The organism is Actinoplanes regularis, from assembly GCF_900188005.1.
In the GTDB taxonomy this organism is placed as follows: domain Bacteria; phylum Actinomycetota; class Actinomycetes; order Mycobacteriales; family Micromonosporaceae; genus Actinoplanes; species Actinoplanes regularis.
This window is the reverse complement of the sequence record NZ_FZNR01000025.1, coordinates 1-17302: the sequence shown is the minus strand read 5'-3', so window position 1 is coordinate 17302 and position 17302 is coordinate 1. Positions and strand designations below refer to the sequence as shown.

The window sequence follows — 17302 nt, the reverse complement described above, 5'->3', positions numbered from 1 at the left end:
GACTATTGATCTTGCCGCCGGCCCGGACATTCGTCGCGTCGGGCGAATATCCGGGCCAGTCGGAAATGTCACACGGCGGTGACCGCGACCGTCATTTGCTCGCCGTCGCCGACCTCGCCGGCGAAACCGGTGACGTCCCCGAACGTCAGCGACGTGGCCAGCGTCTCACCGGCGACGAAATCGCGGTGCGCCTCGACCGCCGCCTGCACGGCCGGCGACGCGGACAGCACCAGCGCGATCCGGTCCGACACGTCCAGATCGGCCTCGCGGCGCGCCTGCTGCACCACCCGGATCACGTCCCGGGCCAGCCCCTCGACGGCGAGCTCGGGAGTGACCGTGCCGTCCAGCACGACCACGCCGCCGCCGGCCGGCAGCGGGGCGGAGTTCTCCGCGTCCGCGGCGACCAGCTTCAGCTCGTACTCGCCCTCGGCCAGGGTCACCCCGGCCGCGACCGGCGCGCCGTCGACCAACTCCCAGTCACCGGACTTGACCGCCTTGATCACCTGCTGGACCTGCTTGCCGACCCGGGGGCCGAGCGCCCGCGGCACGACGGTGAGCACCTGCTGGCAGTACGCCGCGACGTCGTCGGTGAAGACCACGTTCTTGACGTTGACCTCGTCCTTGAGCAGTTCGCCGAGGTCGGCCAGGGAGGCGGCGTCCGGCGCGGCGACGGTCAGGGTGGCCAGCGGGAGCCGGACCCGCAGGCCCTTCGCCTTACGCAGGGACAGCGCAGCGGAGGCCACGTCCCGGATCGCGTCCATCGAGGCGACCAGGTCGTGGTCGGCGGGGAACGCGTCCGCCGCCGGCCAGTCGGTCAGGTGCACCGAGCGGCCGCCGGTCAGGCCCCGCCAGACCTCCTCGGCGGTCAGCGGCGCGAGCGGCGCCACCACCCGGCAGAGCGTCTCCAGCACGGTCGCCAGGGTGTCGAACGCGTCGGCGTCCCCCTCCCAGAAGCGGTCCCGCGAACGGCGCACGTACCAGTTGGTGAGGGCGTCCAGGTAGGCCCGCACCGAAGCGGCCGCACCGGAGATGTCGTACTCGTCCATCTTGCGCTCGACGTCGGCGACGAGCTCACCCGTCTTGGCGAGCACGTAGCGGTCGAGCAGATGCTGCGAGTCCGTCCGGATCGTCGCCACGTAGTTCGAGGCGTTCGCGTAGAGGCTGAAGAAGTACCAGACGTTCCAGAGCGGGAGCAGGACCTGCCGCACCGAGTCCCGGATCGCCGTCTCGGTGACCGGCATGTCCCCGCCCCGGAGCACCGGCGACGACATCAGCATCCAGCGCATCGCGTCCGACCCGTAGGAGTCGAAGACCCGGTACACGTCCGGGTAGTTGCGCAGGGACTTCGACATCTTGCGCCCGTCCTCGCCGAGCAGGATGCCGTGGCTCAGGCAGTTCCGGAACGCGGGCCGGTCGAACAGGGCCGTGGCCAGCACGTGCATGGTGTAGAACCAGCCGCGGGTCTGCCCGATGTACTCGACGATGAAGTCGCCCGGGTAGTGGTGCTCGAACCAGTCCTTGTTCTCGAACGGGTAGTGCACCTGCGCGAACGGCATCGATCCGGACTCGAACCAGCAGTCCAGCACCTCGGGAACGCGCCGCATCACCGATTTGCCGGTCGGGTCGTCCGGGTTGGGCCGGGTCAGCTCATCGATGTACGGCCGGTGCAGATCCTTGACCGAGACCCCGAAGTCCCGCTCGAGCTCCTCGTAGGACCCGTAGACGTCCACGCGAGGGTACGCCGGGTCGTCCGACTTCCAGACCGGGATCGGCGAGCCCCAGAACCGGTTCCGGGAGATCGACCAGTCCCGGGCGTTCGACAGCCACTTGCCGAACGAGCCGTCCTTGATGTGCGCCGGCGTCCAGGTGATCTCCTGGTTCAGCTCGACCATCCGGTCCCGGAAACTGGTCACCGCCACGAACCAGGACGACACCGCCTTGTAGACCAGCGGGGTGTCGCAGCGCCAGCAGTGCGGGTACGAGTGCGTGTACCCGTCGTGCCGCACGACCGCGCCACGCTCCTTGAGCACGGCGATCACCGGCTTGTTGGCGTCGAAGACCTGCACGCCCTCGAAGTCCGGCACCAGCGAGGTGAACCGGGTCCGCTCGTCCACGGTGACCACGGTCGAGATGCCGGCCGCGTTGCAGGCGTTCTGGTCGTCCTCACCGAAGGCGGGCGCCATGTGGACCACGCCGGTGCCGTCCTCGGTGGTCACGAAGTCGGCACCGAGCACCTGGAAGGCGTTCGGCCCGGCCGGCTCGACCAGGTAGTCGAAGAGCGGGGTGTAGCGGCGACCGACCAGCTCGCTGCCGCGGACCACGCCGACCTGCTCGTACCCTTCGAGCTCCTTGGCGTAGGCGGCCACCCGCCCGGCACCGACGATGAGCTTCTGCCCGGACTCGTCGGCGAGCACCGCGTACTCGATGTCCGGGCCGACGGCCAGCGCCAGGTTCGACGGGAGCGTCCACGGCGTCGTGGTCCAGACCGCGATGTCCTCACCGCTGTCCAGGCGGAAGCGGACGGTCAGCGCCGGGTCGGTCCGATCGCGGTAGACGTCGTCCATCCGCGTCTCGGTGTTCGACAACGGGGTCTCACACCGGTAGCAGTACGCCAGGACGCGGAAACCCTCGTACACGAGGCCCTTGTCGTGCAGGGTCTTGAACGCCCACATGACCGACTCCATGTAATTGGGGTCGAGGGTCTTGTAGTCGTTCTCGAAGTCCACCCACCGAGCCTGGCGGGTGACATACCCCTCCCAGTCCTTGGTGTAGGCGAGCACCGAGGTCCGGCAGGCCTCGTTGAACTTGTCGATGCCCAGCTCGACGATCTGCGCCTTCGTGGTGATGCCGAGCTGCTTCTCCGCCTCGACCTCGGCGGGCATGCCGTGCGTGTCCCAGCCGAAGCGGCGTTCCACGTGCTTGCCGCGCATCGTCTGGTAGCGCGGGACCAGGTCCTTGACGTAACCGGTGAAGAGATGGCCGTAGTGCGGCAGGCCGTTGGCGAACGGCGGGCCGTCGTAGAAGACGTACTCGTTGTCGCCGTTCTGGCCGGTCGGCCGCTGCTCGACCGAGGCCTCGAAGGTCCGGTCGGCCGCCCAGTGCTCGAGAACCGCGCGCTCGACCGCGGGCAGGTCCGGAGAGGCCGGGACGCCGGACGCGGCAGTGTGCTGGGGATACATGGTGCTCCTCAAACAGTCATCGCCTGACTGCGAGGACGAGCGCTTTCACGCCCGCGGTACCACCTCGCTTGACCTCCCCGTCCGCCGGAGAGGCCCGCTCATTCGCCGGCCCGCGCGCGTGCCGATCCGCCCGGTTCTACTACGGCTTCTCCGTCGAGAAGCCGGTTCTTCCGGAGGCTCCCCGGTGATGGCCGGTTCATCGCCTGCGTCCCGACAACGATACCGGCCACGGCCGGATTCCCCCATCCGCATTCCCCGGGTCGGGATTTTCAAGATCAAAACCATGCGGAGGGTACGACCGGCGGAGTCCCGCCCCCAGGCCTCGCGGCCCAAGCCCCCACCACCCCCACGCGACAGCCACCGTCGATCACCACGCCCGGACCGGCCACTCCCTAAACTCCACCCTGTGATCCGGATCGAACTCGACGAGCCCGCGCTCGCCCGCACACGGATCGCGATCAGCCCGCTCACGGAGCTCGTCTGCAGCCTCTTCCTGCTGCGCCGCCAGGGCGAGACCCCATGGCCGTACACCTCCTGGGCAGTCCGCGCCCGGAAGGTCCTCCGGACCGATCCGGCGACCGCGCCCCTCGCCCTCTACTTCCGCCTGCACCGCAGCTACCCGGACTTTCTCGACCCCGTTCCGGAGGAGCCGGCACCCACCTTCACCGATCAACTCGAGCAGCTCCGCCGGACACCGGCCGAGGTGATCGACGAACAACTGGCGAAGTACCACCCGGACGGCGACCTCCCCGCCGACCTGCTGCCGTTCCGCGACGACCGCCAGGCCGCACTGGACCGGCTCGCCACCGCTCTGGCCGCCTACTGGAACGCGGCGATCGCACCGCACTGGCCGGCCATGCGCGCCGCCCTCGACGAGGAGGTGCTGCTGCGCGCCCGGGCGCTGGCCGCCCACGGGCCGGACGCGCTGCTCGCCCGCCTGCACGATCGGATCCGCTGGGAGCCCCCGTTCCTCACCCTGGTCAAGGAGCACGACCACACCTTCGCGGCCCTGGACAAGCGCCTGCTGCTGATCCCGCTGATCTTCTCCCGGGGTGCGCTCTGCTGCTCCACCGATCACCCCGATGTGGTGGCGGTGAGCTACCAGTCCCGGGGATCGGTGGTGCTCGCCGACTCCCCGGTGCCCGCGACCGGCGACGACCGGCTGGCCATCCTGGTCGGCCGGGGCCGGGCCGCCGTGCTGCGCGCACTGACCACCCCGGCCACCACCAGCTCCCTGGCCACCGCGCTCGGGCTGGCCCCGAGCACCATCTCCGAGCACCTCTCCGCGCTGCTCGCGGCCGGTGTGGTGCACCGCCGCCGGGTCGGGCGCCGGGTGCTCTACGGCCTGGAGCCGGCCGGGACCGCCCTGATCAGCCTGATCGGCAGGGATTCGGGAAGAACCGAATTCGTTTCCTGAAACGGACTTCTACCCCTAGTTTCCCCGGACATGGGAAGCGAATACGCCATCGAGGCGGAGGGCTTACGCCGCGTCTACCGGACCCGGACAGGCTGGCTGCGGCCCCGCCGGGAGATGGTGGAGGCGGTCCGCGGGGTCGATCTCACGGTCCGTCGCGGTGAGCTCTTCGGCCTGCTCGGTCCGAACGGCGCGGGCAAGACCACCACTATCAAGATGCTCAACACGCTGCTGATCCCGACCTCGGGCACGGCCCGGATCAACGGGTTCGACGTGGTCCGGGACACCCGCGAGGTGCGGCGCCGGATCGGGTACGTCTTCGGCGGCGACCGGGGCCTCTACGACCGCCTCTCCGGGCTGGACAACCTGCGCTACTTCGCCGAGCTCTACGGCGTCCCCGCGCGCGACCAGAAGCGCCGGATCGCCGAACTGCTGGAGCTGGTCGGCCTCACCGGCCGGGAACGCGAACCGGTCGACGGCTACTCCCGGGGCATGCGGCAGCGGCTGCACATCGCCCGTGGCCTGCTGCACCGGCCGGAGGTGCTGTTCCTCGACGAGCCGTCGATCGGGGTGGACCCGGTCGCCGCCCGGGAGCTGCGGCAGACCGTGGCCGGGCTGGCCGCGAGCGGCACCACGGTGCTGCTGACCACCCACTACATGGCCGAGGCGGACGAGCTCTGCGACCGGATCGCGGTCATCGCGGACGGCCGCATCCAGGCCCTCGGCACCCCGGCGGAGCTGCGGCACCGGGCGGACGGGCGGCGGGTCGTCGAGATCGAGGCGTACGGCGTGCCGGACACCGCGGTCGCCGCCCTGCGCGACCTGCCCGGGGTTCGCGAGACCGCGCTGGAGGAGCGGGGCGCGCTGCAACTGCTGACCGTGCAGTCCGACGCGCACGTGGACGTCCAGGGCGACGTGCTGCGGGAGCTGGCCGGAATCCGGCTGGGCCGGGTCAACAGCCGCGAACCCACCCTGGAAGACGCGTACGTCGCGATCGTGAACGCGTCGTGAGCATGTTGCGCACCCTGCTGATCGGCACGCTCCTGCACGCGAAACACCTCAGCCGCTCCCCGTTCGAGATCGCCCTCGCCCTGGTCATCCCGCTGGTCCAGGCGACTCTGGCGGTCTACCTCTTCCGTGCCGGCGACGAGCCGCACCGCCTGTTGGAGGCCGCGGTCGGCGCGGGCCTGATGGGCATCTGGTCGTCGGTGCTCACCGGCTCCGGCGGCGCCATCCAGCGACAGCGCTGGCACGGCACCCTGGAAATGATCATGCTGGCGCCCCGCCACCCGGTGCTGATGATCCTGCCGATCACCGCCGCGAGCGCGGTCACCGGCACGTACTCCCTGCTCGCCACGCTGCTGTGGGGCCGGCTCATCTACCGGATCCCCCTCGACTTCCGCCATCCGGTGGCGTTCCTCGTCGCCGCGGTGGTCTGTGTCGTGGGACTGAGCATGTTCGGGCTGCTGATGGCCTCGACCTTCGTCCTGCTGCGCAACGCCAACGCCCTGGCGAACCCGCTCGAATACCCGATCTGGCTGCTCTCCGGGATGCTCGTGCCGATCGCCACGCTGCCGTCCTGGACCGTCCCGATCGCGGCCGTCCTGCCCACCACCTGGGGTGCCCGGGCGCTGCGCGAGGCCACCAGCGGTGGACCGGTCTGGCCCTCGGCCGGCGTCTGCCTGGCCATCAGCGCGGCCTGCCTGGTGCTCGGCGCGCTCTTCCTCGTCTCCTTCGAACGCCGCGCCCGCGCGGCCGGAACCCTGGCGCTCTCATGAAGACACTGCGACTGATCGGCATCGGCGGCGCGCTCGCCTACCGGGCCCTCTTCAACTGGACCACGCCCGCGATGTACGTGGGCACGCTGCTCGCCGGGCCCACCTTCCAGCTGCTCTTCTTCGCCTACCTGGGCCGGCAGTTGCAGGTGGCCGACGACCGGTTCTTCATCGTCGGCAACGCCGTGCTGGCGGCCTCGACCGCGGGGGTCTTCGGCGGCACGATGGCCGTCGCCAACGAGCGCCGCTACGGCACGCTCGGGCACGTGCTGCTGTCGCCGCGCAGCCGGACCGTCATCTTCTGGGGGCGGGTGCTGCCGTACGCCGGGAACGGCCTGCTGATCACGGCGTTCACCCTGGGCATGGGCGTCCTGCTGCTGGGCCTGCGGCTACCGCTCGACGCGCTGCCCGGCCTGGCGCTGGCGCTCGCGGCGGGGTCACTGGCCTGCGGCTTCTTCGGGCTCACCCTGGGCGCTCTGGGACTGCGATTCCGGGACGTCTGGGTGGTGTCCAACGTCTCGGCCAGCCTGCTGCTCTTGCTGACCGGCGTGAACGTACCCCGGGAAGGTCTGCCGGCGTGGATGATCAGCGTCGGACAGCTCCTGCCGATCACCCACGCGGCGGAAGCCGCCCGGCGGTTCGCCGCCGGGGAGGGTCTGTCCGCGGCGGCACCCCAACTCGGTTGGGAGTTGCTGGTCGGCGCCGGATACGCGCTGCTCGCCGCCGCGTTGCTGCGAATCTTCGAGGCGGAATCGCGGCGCCGGGCCAGCCTGGAGACTCTCTGAAGGCCGAGAGCCCCCGCCATCGGTTGGGGAAACGCCGCTCAGAGGTTGGGGAACCAGAGCGCCAGCTCACGCTTGGCGCTGTCCGGCGAGTCGGAGGCGTGCACCAGGTTCTCCCGGTTGGACAGCGCCAGGTCGCCGCGGATCGTGCCGGCGGCGGCCTTGCGGCCGTCGGTCGCGCCGATCATGGCGCGGATCACGCTGATCACCTCGTCACCGGAGATCACCGCGGCGGCGAGCGGGCCGCTGGTCATGAAGTTCTTCAGCGGCGGGTAGAACGCCTTGTCCACGTGCTCGGCATAGTGCTGGTCGGCCAGTTCGCCATCCATCGTGCGCAACTCCAGCGCCTCGACAACCAGGCCCTTACGCTCGAAACGCGACAGGATCTCGCCGAGCAGGCCACGACGGACCGCGTCAGGCTTGATGAGCACGAGTGAACGCTCGGTAGCTGGCTCGGTGTTGCTGGACACGTGGGTTCCTCCGGAGGGTGACAGGCCGACACGCCTGATGTTCAGCCTATCGGTACCTCCGACGCGGCGAGCAGCGATGCCCGGACTGCCGCACTTTCGCGGAGTGACCGGCGGGCCATAACCTGACGGGAACAACCGGGAGGTCCACAGTGGCGAACCAGGCCGGCCGGCCCATCGCCCCGGCACGCAAGTTGGTGGCGGCGGTCATGGGCACGCTCGCGGTCTTCGTGATCTTTGTCGGGCTCGGCATGTCGAGCTGGGCGGTAGCGATCTTCGGCCTCGTCGTGCTGGCGCTCGCCATAGCGCTCGCGATGGTGAGCAACGTGCGCAGAGGTGGGCGCGCGGTCGTGGCCGGCACCGCGGAGATCCTGGACATCACCGCCCCGCCGGTCGCCGGCGCGTACGGCCGCGCCGAGATCCGGGCCATCGTGGTGGCGCCCGGCCTGGGCACCTTCGACAAGATCATTCGGGACGGCCGGGTGCCGGTCGCGAAGTGGCCGCTGATCGGCTCGACCGTGCCGATCACCGTCGACGTCGACGACACCCGCCGGGTCCGGGTCAACTGGAAGGACGCGCCCGATGTCGGCGCGGCCGGCGACCCACCCCAGCCCGCGCCCGCGCAGCCCGACCTCGACGAGGATCCCGAGGAGGCGGAGGACGACGACGTGCTCGGCGCGGTCGCCCCCGGCCCCTGGGAGAACCGGCCCGAGGACTGGAGCGCCGAGGAGCCGGTCACCGAGCCCGAGGAGACCCGCGTGACCACCCCGGTGGTGGTCCGGGACACTCCGAACGGGCCGATCCTCGAGGGTCAGCTCGTCGGCAGCGAGGAGCGGGCCACCCCGCTGCCACGCCGCGCCGGCAGCAGACCCCACCCGCACCCGACCGGCTTCGACTCGGCCGCCACCGATCCGGTCGGCTTCGACCCCATCGACCTCGACCCCCCGACGACCGGCCCCTCCACGGCAGGTTCCTCGTCTGACTCCGCCGCGGGTCAGTCGTCCGGTTCCACCACCGGCTCCGCCGGGAGTTCATCCCCCGGCTCCGCCGCAGGTTCGTCGTCCAGCTCCGCCGCGAGTTCGCCGCCCGGTTCCGCCGCCGGTTCGTCGCCCGGTTCCGCCGCGAGTTCGCCGCCCGGTTCCGCCGCCGGTTCGTCGCCCGGTTCCGCCGCGAGTTCGCCGCTCGGTTCCGCCGCCGGTTCGTCGCCTGGTTCCGCCTCCGGCCCCGCCGCGAGTTCGTCGTCCGACTCCGCCTGGAGTCCGGCCGCGTCGGCCGCCGGAAGTGCCACTGACACCGCCGGCCAGGCGGGCGCCGCGCCCCAGCCGGCCCAGGCCGATTCGCCCGCACCCACACCTGGCACTTCCACCCGTTTCTCGTCGAGCGAGGATCTCCAGGACCCGGCCGGCACCGACCGCCCCGGATCGGGAACCTCCTCGGAGGACTGGCCCTCCGTCGACTACCCACCGCCGCCCGGACCGGCCACGGCCGGACGCCGCTCCAGCGACTCGGATTCGTTCGACTTCCCGCCCCCGCCCGGCCCCGGCTCCTCCAGGTCGACCGACTTCGACTACCCACCGCCGCCGGGCCCAGGTTCCTCCGCCAGGCCGGCCGACTTCGACTATCCGGCGCCCCCGGCCCCAGGCCGCTCCAGCTCCGCCACGCTGGCCGGGTTCGACTTCCCGCCCCCGCCGCGCCCAACCACTTCCAGCCCAACGCCGTCCGGCCACCCGGCATCGTCGAGCCCGGCAACGTCCGGCCCGGCGACGTCCAGCTATCCGGCAACGTCGAGCCCAGCAACGTCCAGCCACCCGACATCGTCCGGCCCGGCAACGTCCAGCTATCCGGCAACGTCGAGCCCAGCAACGTCCAGCCACCCGACATCGTCCGGCCCGGCAACGTCCAGCTATCCGGCATCGTCCAGCTCGGCGACGTCCAGCTATCCGGCAACGTCGAGCCCAGCAACGTCCGGCCAAGCGGCATCGTCCGGCCCGACCTCATCCGGCCACCCTGCGTCGTCCAACCCCGCGACATCCGCATATCAGTCGACCGGGAGCGGTCCTACGGCCGGCGCGTTCGCCGCCGGCATGGCGACCGGAGCAGCCACGTCCACCACACGCACCGCGACGGCCCGCCCACCCGGCTCCCGTCCCAGCCCCAAACCACGGTCCAGCGCCGGCACCGTGACGGTCTCACCACCGACCCCCGCGGTGAGGCCGCAGACCACCCCTGGCCGCCCGCCCATGCAACGGCCCCCGACCGAACCCAGAACCGACCCCGATCCGCTGATCGACCTCTCCCTCGACGAGCCGGCCCCGGCGCCAACCACGCTCCAGCCGGAACCGAAATCCACCCACTCCGGCCGCACCCGCTTCGTCACCCAGCCCAGCGACGCCGAAGCCACCGCCCCGGCGACCACGGGCGCACCCACCGACACACCGGACCGTCCCGCCTCGGCGGATTCCTCCGAAGCCACGCCGTCCACCCCAGCCACGGTCGCTTCCTCTCGTCCGGAACCCACCCCGGCCACCTATCGGGTCCAGCTCACCCCGGAGCCGACCTCCGCGTCGGTTTCCCCGACCCCGCTCACACCCCCACCAACCGCCCCCGCACCGGACCGGCCGTTCCCCACCGCACCTCCACCAACCGCCCCCGAGCCGGACCGGCCGTTCCCCACCGCACACCGGCCAACCGCCCTCGATCCAGACCGGCCGTTCCCCATCACAACCCCAGCGACCGCCCTCGAGTCGGAGCGGCCGCTCCCTACCGCGCCCCCACCGTCCACCCCGCGTCCAGCTGGCCCGTTCCTCCCGCCAGACGACATCGATCTCCCGCTGGAGGACAGCCCCGCACCCGCCCCGAAATCCACCTCCGTAGCCGCTACGGCAGAGCCCACCCCGGAACCGGGCCTCACAACCACCACGAAAGCCACCCTCCGGCCGGGCCCCACAGCCGTCACGGAAGAGCCCGCCGCGCAACCCGGGCCCACAGCCACCACGAAAGCCACCCCCCGACCGGCCCCCACAGCCGTCACGGAAAAGCCCGCCGCGCAACCCGGGCCCACAGCCACCACGAAAGCCACCACGCAACCAGGCCCCACAGCCGCACACGAACCCACCCTGCAACCCGCCCCCAGGGCCACCGTGGAAGCCACCCCGCAACCGGGCCCCACAGCCGCCACGGGAGAACCCACTCCGGAACCCGGCCCCACGGCCACGACGGAAGCCATTCCGCACCCGGGACCCACAGCCGACAAGACACCCGCCTACTCGCCCGGCAAACACCCCACCGGAAGCCCTTGGGGCGATTTCTCCGGCCGCCAGGAACCGGACGAGCATGCCGCCGACGTGATAACCGCCTACCCCAGCGCCCGCACCGGCCCAGCCAGCGCGATCCACGGCGTAGGCATCACCATCCTGGTCACCAACCTGGAACGCTCGATCGCCTTCTACCGCGACACCCTCGGCTTCTATGAGATCGACACCGGTGACGGCAGCTCGGTGCTGGCCTCCGGCGACACCCGGGTGGTGCTGCGCACCGTCTCGAACCTCTCCTCCGAGGCCGGCCGCCTGATCTACCTCAACCTGGAGGTCGGCGACATCGAAGCGGTCCACGACGAACTGAAGGCGAAAGGCGTCAAGTTCGTCCACTCCCCACGCCCGGTGAACCGCGGCGACAAGCTGGAACTCTGGTCCGCCACCTTCCGCGACCCGGACAACCACAACATCGCCATCACCCAGTGGCGCGCCATCCGCCCAGACCTCGAGCCGGAGCCCTGACCACCGACACCCCGGACCCCAAAGCCGAGGTCCGACCGCTGACGTTTCCATCCGCCTCCGGCCCCGAGCCGGAGGCCCCAAACGCTGACGTCTCGCCTACTCGCGGATCCTGAGACGGCAGACTCAAACGCTGACGTCTCATCCACTCACGGTTCCTGAGCCGGCAGACCCAACGCTGACATCTCGTCCACTCACGGACCCTGAGCCGGCAGACCCAACGCTGACATCTCGTCCACTCACGGACCCTGAGCCGGCAGACCCAACGCTGACATCTCGTCCACTCACGGACCCTGAGCCGGCAGACCCAACGCTGACATCTCGTCCACTCACGGACCCTGAGCCGGCGGGCCTGGCCACCAGAAACGCAATGAGGGGGAGCCACCGGAGTGGCTCCCCCTCAACACATTCGATTCCGGTTCACCGCGCTGCGGCCGACACCAAGGTCAAGCGTTCTCAGCCGAGGATCGACCTGCGGACGTACATCGCATAGGCCCACGCTAGCCCGAAGATCACCCCGAGCGCCGCCAGCGACCAGTGCAGCAGCCCGCCCGCCAGCAGGAGCGCCTGAAGCGCCGTCCCGGCACCCCAAGCCCAGCGCCGCCGCATGCATCCGGCCAGCACCGCCGCCATCACAGCCAGGACGATCACCAGCGTGATCCCCCAGGTGCCCAGGTCGCCGCCGAGGATCCGGATCGGCTGAATCGCCAGGAGCAGCACGATCGCTTCCAGAACGAGCGTGCCCGCCCCCAACCCTCGTACCGCGGCCTCGGGGTTGCGCAAACCGGACGGCCGCGCCGCGGCACCCATCTCGCCCTCCGGCGGAATCGCGTCGTTCTTCTCCGGTTCGCTCATCGCTTGAGCAGTTTCCGCGCGTCCGCGACGGTGACCACCGAGCCGGTGATCACCACCCCGACGCCGCTCAGCTCACCGGACGCGTCCTCCTCGGCAAGCACCACGGCCTCCTCGATGGCATCCGGCATGTTCTCCGCGACCGTCACCCGGTCCTCGCCGAACACCTCGACCGCCAACCGCCCCAGCTCAGCCGCCGGCATCGACCGTGGCGAACTGTTCTGCGTCACCACGATCCGGGCCACGACCGGTTCCAGCAGGTCGAGCAGCCCGGTCGCGTCCTTGTCGCCGAGCACGGCGAGCACCGCGACCAGATACCGGAAGCTGAACTCCTCCTCCAGCGCGGTAACCGTCGCGGCCATGCCGTGCGGGTTGTGCGCCCCGTCCAGCAAAATGGCCGGCGCGCTACGCACCCGCTCCAGCCGGCCCGGCGAGTCCGCCCCCGCGAAGCCCTCCCGGATGAGATCGATGTCGATCTGCTTGCCCGGCCCGGCACCCAGGAACGCCTCGACCGCGGCGAGCGCGAGCGCGGCGTTCTGCGCCTGGTGCGCGCCGAACAGCGGCAGGAAGATCTCCTCGTAGACGCCCCCGAGCCCTTGCAGGACGAGCACCTGGCCGCCGACCGCCTGGGTCCGCTGGACCACCCCGAACTCGCTACCCTCCCGGGCCACAATGGCGCCCATCTCCGCGCAGCGTTCCAGGATCGGCCGCATGGCCTCTTCGTCCTGCAACGCCGTGATCACGGTCGCGCCCTTGTGAATGATCCCGGCCTTGGCCCAGGCGATGTCCTCGATGGTGTCGCCCAGCCACTCGGTGTGGTCGAGCCCGATCGGGGTCATCACGCAGACGCCCGCGTCGATGACGTTGGTGGCGTCCTCCTCACCGCCCAGACCCACCTCGACCACCGCGATGTCCACCGGCGCGTCCGCGAACGTCGCGTACGCCATCGCTGTTGTCATGTCGAAGTAGGTGAGCGGCTCGCTGTTGCGTGCGTCGATCAGCTCGGCCAGCGGCGCGATCTCCTGATACGTCGCGACGAACCGCTCCTCCGAGACCGGCTCCCCGTCCAGGCTGATCCGCTCCCGGACCGTCTCCAGATGCGGGCTCGTGTACCGCCCGGTGTGCAGGCCGCAGGCGCGCAGCAGCCCGTCGATCATTCGCGCGGTGCTGGTCTTGCCGTTGGTCCCGGTCAGATGAATCGCCGGGTACGCCCGCTGCGGGCTGCCCAGCACGTCCATCAGCCCCCTGATCTTCTGCATGTCGAAGACCATGCGGGTGAAGCCACGCTCGTTGAGCGCAGCCTCGACCTCGGTGTACTCGCTCATGGCGCCACCTCCGCTCCGCTCCGGCGTCGCCATGAGCCATTTCCTGAGCTGATCGATTCGCTCGCAAGCTCGTTCATGCCGACGGCAGCGCTTCGAGAGCGGCAGCGATCCGGACCAGATCAGCCTCCGCGGCCGCGAGCCGGTCCTTGATCTTGGCAACGACCTGCTCCGGCGCCTTGCCGACGAACGCCTCGTTGCCGAGCTTGCCCCGGCACTGCGCAGCTTCCTTCTCGGCGGCCGCGCGGTCCTTCTCCAGCCGAGCCCGCTCGGCGGCCACGTCGATGGCCCCACGGGTGTCCAGGTCGACCGTGATCCCACCGGTCACCGCCAGGGTGGCGGTCGCGGTGAAGTCCGCGGCCGGCGCGTCGAGCCGGACCAGCGAACGGATCAGCGCCTCGTGCGTGTCGATCCCGACGTTGCCCAGCCCGGTCAGCGCGGCGGAGACCCGCTGACTCGGCTTGAGCCCCTGGTCGGAACGGAACCGCCGGACCTCGGTGACCACCTTCTGCAGCGCGGCCAGCTCCTCCTCGGCGGCGTCGTCGACCAGCGCCTGCACCGCCACCGGCCAGCTCGCCCGCATCACGGTCTCGCCGCCGGTGAGCGCGATCCAGAGCTCCTCGGTGACGAACGGAATGACCGGGTGCAGCAGGCGCAGCAGCTGGTCGAGCACGTGCCCCAGAACCCGGCGGGTGCGCGCGGCCTCCGGCGTGTCCTGCGCCAGCACCGGCTTGCTGAGCTCGACGTACCAGTCGCAGACGTCGTCCCAGGCGAAGTGGTACAGGGTGTCGCAGACCTTGGCGTACTCGTACCCGTCGAAGTGGTCGTTCACCTCGGCGATGGTGTGCTGCAGGCGGGACAGGATCCACTTGTCGATCGAGCTCAGCTCGCTCGACGGCGGCAGGTCGCCCTCGACGGTCGCGCCGTTCATCATCGCGAACCGGGTGGCGTTCCAGAGCTTGTTGCAGAAGTTGCGGGAGCCCTGGCACCACTCCTCACTGACCGGCACGTCAGAGCCGGGGTTCGCGCCACGAGCGAGGGTGAAGCGGGTCGCGTCGGCGCCGTAGCGGTCGATCCAGTCGAGCGGGTCGACCACGTTGCCGAACGACTTCGACATCTTCTTGCCGAACTGGTCGCGGACCATGCCGTGCAGGTTGACCACCGCGAACGGCTGCACACCGTCCATCGCGTACAGGCCGAACATCATCATCCGGGCGACCCAGAAGAAGAGGATGTCGTACCCCGTGACCAGCACGCTGGTGGGGTAGAACTTCTCCAGCTCGGCGGTCCGCTCCGGCCAGCCCAGCGTCGAGAACGGCCACAGGCCGGAGGAGAACCAGGTGTCCAGCACGTCCTCGTCCTGGCGCCAGCCCTCGCCGGTCGGCGGCTCCTCGTCGGGCCCGACGCAGACGACCTCGCCGTCCGGCCCGTACCACACCGGGATCCGGTGGCCCCACCAGAGCTGCCGGGAGATGCACCAGTCGTGCATGTTGTCGACCCAGGCGAAGTACCGCTTCGACAGCTCCGCCGGCTCGATCGCGACCCGGCCGTCGCGGACCGCGTCGCCGGCCGCCTTGGCCAGCGGGCCGGTGTTGACGAACCACTGCAGCGACAGCCGCGGCTCGACGGTGGTCTTGCACCGGGAGCAGTGGCCCACCGAGTGCTCGTACGGCCGCTTCTCCGCGACGATCCGCCCCTGCTCACGCAGTGCGGCGACAACCGCCGGACGGGCCTCGTAGCGGTCCAGACCCTGGAACGGACCGGGCACGGTGATCACCGCGCGCTCGTCCATGACGGTCAGGCTGGGCAGGTTGTGCCGCTGACCGATCTCGAAGTCGTTCGGGTCGTGCGCCGGGGTCACCTTGACCGCGCCGGTGCCGAAGGACGGGTCGACGTGCTCGTCGGCGACGATCGGGATGCGACGACCGGTGAGCGGCAGCTCGACCTCGGTGCCGATCAGGTGCTTGTACCGCTCGTCGTCGGGGTGCACGGCCACCGCGGTGTCACCGAGCATCGTCTCGGCCCGGGTGGTGGCGACGACGATCGAGTTCGCCCCTTCGCCGTAGCGGATCGAGACCAGCTCACCCTCGTCGTTGGTGTGCTCCACCTCGATGTCGCTGAGCGCGGTGAGGCAGCGCGGACACCAGTTGATGATCCGGTTGGCGCGGTAGATCAGCTTGTCGTCGTACAACCGCTTGAAGATCGTCTGGACGGCCCGGGACAGGCCCTCGTCCATGGTGAACCGCTCGCGGGACCAGTCGACCGAGTCGCCCAGCCGCCTCATCTGGCCGAGGATCGCGCCGCCGGACTCGGCCTTCCACTCCCAGACCTTCTCCACGAACTTCTCCCGGCCCAGGTCGTGCCGGGAGAGCTGCTGCTCGGCGAGCTTGCGCTCCACCACGTTCTGCGTGGCGATGCCGGCGTGGTCCATGCCGGGCAGCCAGAGCACCTCGAAGCCCTGCATGCGCTTGAGACGCACCAGGGTGTCCTGGATCGTGTGGTCCAGCGCGTGCCCCACGTGCAGCGAGCCGGTCACGTTCGGCGGCGGGATGACGATGGTGAACGGCGGCTTGTCACTCTTCGGGTCGGCGCTGAAGTAGCCCTCCGATACCCAACGCTCGTACCGCCGCTGCTCTACGTCGCCCGGCTGGTACTGAGCGGAGAGGCCGCCGGTGGGCCGGCTGTCGGGGGTACGGGGATCGGTAGTATCGGTCACCCGGTAAGTCTACGGATTCCCGTGCCGGACCTGGAATTCGCACTGCCACCTGTGGATAACGGTACGCTCGGCTGATGTCGGACCCCGGCCAGCAGACGCCCCCACAGGCCGCCCCTCCCGCCGATCCCAGTGGCGTCGGCTCCCCGCCCGGCTCCGAGGCGGCAGCGGAACCGATCGAGATCCAGCAAGCGCCGTTCAACCTCCTCTCCGACGACCAGGACGAGCGACCCGAAAGCGAATCCCTCACCCCGGGCCGCCGGCGGACCCGGACGATCGTGCTGAGTTCACTGCTCGCCGTCGGCGTGGCCGGCATCGGCCTGCTCGGCTGGTTCTCCTGGCAGATCAACTCGCAGCGGAACGTCGTGCTCAACCCGCCCGCACGAGTCGGCGACCTCACGCTCGACACCAGCGAGAACGCCCACGAGACCGCGGATTATCTACAGACCGCGCTCTCCGCCGAGGTCGACCTGGACAAGACTGTCGGCGCTGTCTACAACGGCGGCGGGGAGAAGGACGTCCTGTTCTTCGGCGGCACCACGGTCCTCTGGAGTCCGGAAAAGGACCTCGAGACGTCGTTCGAACTGATCTCCGATGAGCAGGGCGCGGTCACCGGCCTGCACGACGTCGACGCCGGCTCCCTCGGCGGCACAATGAAGTGTGGAACCACCAAGACCGAGAGCGGCGACCTCTCCGTCTGCGGCTGGGCCGACCACGGAAGCCTGGCACTGGCCATGTTCCCGAACCGCCCGGAATCAGAAGCCGCCCCACTGATGCGTCAATTGCGAGAAGCAATTCAAACCCGCGATTAACGTACGCCCGCCCGCGGCATTCACCACCGCACCGCCTACCCTGCCAACGCCGCCCTCAACGCTGTCGAGGGCGTGTAATCACGGTGGGACAGCGGTGTGCCGGCTTGTTTTCGGGCATAAAAAAGAAACGCCCACCCCGCGAGGGGTGGGCGTTTCTTCAAGTTAAGTCCGGCGGCGTCCTACTCTCCCACACCCTCCCGAGTGCAGTACCAT

At 70.2% G+C, this 17302-nt stretch carries 11 protein-coding genes; 6 read left to right on the top strand and 5 right to left on the bottom strand.

Annotated elements, in window-relative coordinates; genetic code table 11:
• Nucleotides 1-68 precede the first annotated feature (68 nt).
• The gene (ileS, locus tag CHC09_RS38170) at nucleotides 69-3179 is read right to left on the bottom strand and encodes an isoleucine--tRNA ligase (protein ID WP_089298158.1); all 3111 of its coding nucleotides are present in this window, start codon (nucleotides 3177-3179) and stop codon (nucleotides 69-71) included.
• Nucleotides 3180-3585: 406 nt separating this feature from the next.
• On the opposite strand from ileS, the gene CHC09_RS38165 reads away from it, so the two are divergent.
• The 4 genes from CHC09_RS38165 to CHC09_RS38150 are packed head-to-tail and all read left to right on the top strand — an operon-like array spanning nucleotide 3586 to nucleotide 7153.
• A complete protein-coding gene (locus CHC09_RS38165; RefSeq protein WP_143232812.1) occupies nucleotides 3586-4596 on the top strand; it encodes a helix-turn-helix domain-containing protein in 1011 nt (336 codons plus the stop codon).
• Nucleotides 4597-4626: 30 nt separating this feature from the next.
• Entirely contained in the window at nucleotides 4627-5604 is a 978-nt protein-coding gene (locus CHC09_RS38160; protein WP_089298156.1) for an ABC transporter ATP-binding protein, read from the top strand.
• A gap of 2 nt (nucleotides 5605-5606) precedes the next feature.
• Entirely contained in the window at nucleotides 5607-6371 is a 765-nt protein-coding gene (locus CHC09_RS38155) for an ABC transporter permease (RefSeq protein ID WP_089298155.1), read from the top strand.
• Complete coding sequence (locus CHC09_RS38150) at nucleotides 6368-7153, top strand: ABC transporter permease (RefSeq protein ID WP_089298154.1); 786 nt, start codon at nucleotides 6368-6370, stop codon at nucleotides 7151-7153. The genes CHC09_RS38155 and CHC09_RS38150 overlap by 4 nt, the downstream gene beginning before the upstream one ends.
• A 38-nt stretch (nucleotides 7154-7191) precedes the next feature.
• Here CHC09_RS38150 and ndk read toward each other — a convergent pair whose 3' ends face one another.
• The gene (gene ndk / locus CHC09_RS38145) at nucleotides 7192-7620 is read right to left on the bottom strand and encodes a nucleoside-diphosphate kinase (protein WP_089298153.1); all 429 of its coding nucleotides are present in this window, start codon (nucleotides 7618-7620) and stop codon (nucleotides 7192-7194) included.
• 149 nt (nucleotides 7621-7769) lie between these two features.
• On the opposite strand from ndk, the gene CHC09_RS48620 reads away from it, so the two are divergent.
• Nucleotides 7770-11393: a VOC family protein gene (locus tag CHC09_RS48620; RefSeq protein WP_143232811.1), complete on the top strand. Its 3624-nt coding sequence runs from the start codon at nucleotides 7770-7772 to the stop codon at nucleotides 11391-11393.
• Nucleotides 11394-11846: 453 nt separating this feature from the next.
• On the opposite strand, the gene CHC09_RS38120 is transcribed toward CHC09_RS48620, so the two are convergent.
• From CHC09_RS38120 to CHC09_RS38110, 3 genes are all read right to left on the bottom strand, one after another.
• On the bottom strand, nucleotides 11847-12245 hold the full coding sequence (locus CHC09_RS38120; RefSeq protein WP_089298148.1) for a DUF4233 domain-containing protein: 399 nt from the start codon (nucleotides 12243-12245) through the stop codon (nucleotides 11847-11849).
• Nucleotides 12242-13567, bottom strand: a complete 1326-nt coding sequence (locus tag CHC09_RS38115) for a bifunctional folylpolyglutamate synthase/dihydrofolate synthase (RefSeq protein WP_089298244.1) — start codon at nucleotides 13565-13567, stop codon at nucleotides 12242-12244. The genes CHC09_RS38120 and CHC09_RS38115 overlap by 4 nt, the downstream gene beginning before the upstream one ends.
• Before the next feature lie 73 nt (nucleotides 13568-13640).
• On the bottom strand, nucleotides 13641-16280 hold the full coding sequence (locus CHC09_RS38110; protein ID WP_089298147.1) for a valine--tRNA ligase: 2640 nt from the start codon (nucleotides 16278-16280) through the stop codon (nucleotides 13641-13643).
• A 74-nt stretch (nucleotides 16281-16354) separates the two neighbouring features.
• Between CHC09_RS38110 and CHC09_RS38105 the strand changes: the two genes are divergently transcribed.
• Complete coding sequence (locus CHC09_RS38105) at nucleotides 16355-17089, top strand: hypothetical protein (RefSeq protein ID WP_179277450.1); 735 nt, start codon at nucleotides 16355-16357, stop codon at nucleotides 17087-17089.
• Nucleotides 17090-17302: the final 213 nt, after the last annotated feature.

Coding starts and splice junctions, on each gene's coding strand:
- CHC09_RS38115 (WP_089298244.1), bottom strand. CDS start 13,567: ATGAGCGAGTACACCGAGGTCGAGGCTGCGCTCAACGAGCGTGGCTTC.
- CHC09_RS38155 (WP_089298155.1), top strand. CDS start 5,607: ATGTTGCGCACCCTGCTGATCGGCACGCTCCTGCACGCGAAACACCTC.
- CHC09_RS38150 (WP_089298154.1), top strand. CDS start 6,368: ATGAAGACACTGCGACTGATCGGCATCGGCGGCGCGCTCGCCTACCGG.
- CHC09_RS38105 (WP_179277450.1), top strand. CDS start 16,355: ATGTCGGACCCCGGCCAGCAGACGCCCCCACAGGCCGCCCCTCCCGCC.
- CHC09_RS38120 (WP_089298148.1), bottom strand. CDS start 12,245: ATGAGCGAACCGGAGAAGAACGACGCGATTCCGCCGGAGGGCGAGATG.
- CHC09_RS38160 (WP_089298156.1), top strand. CDS start 4,627: ATGGGAAGCGAATACGCCATCGAGGCGGAGGGCTTACGCCGCGTCTAC.
- ileS (WP_089298158.1), bottom strand. CDS start 3,179: ATGTATCCCCAGCACACTGCCGCGTCCGGCGTCCCGGCCTCTCCGGAC.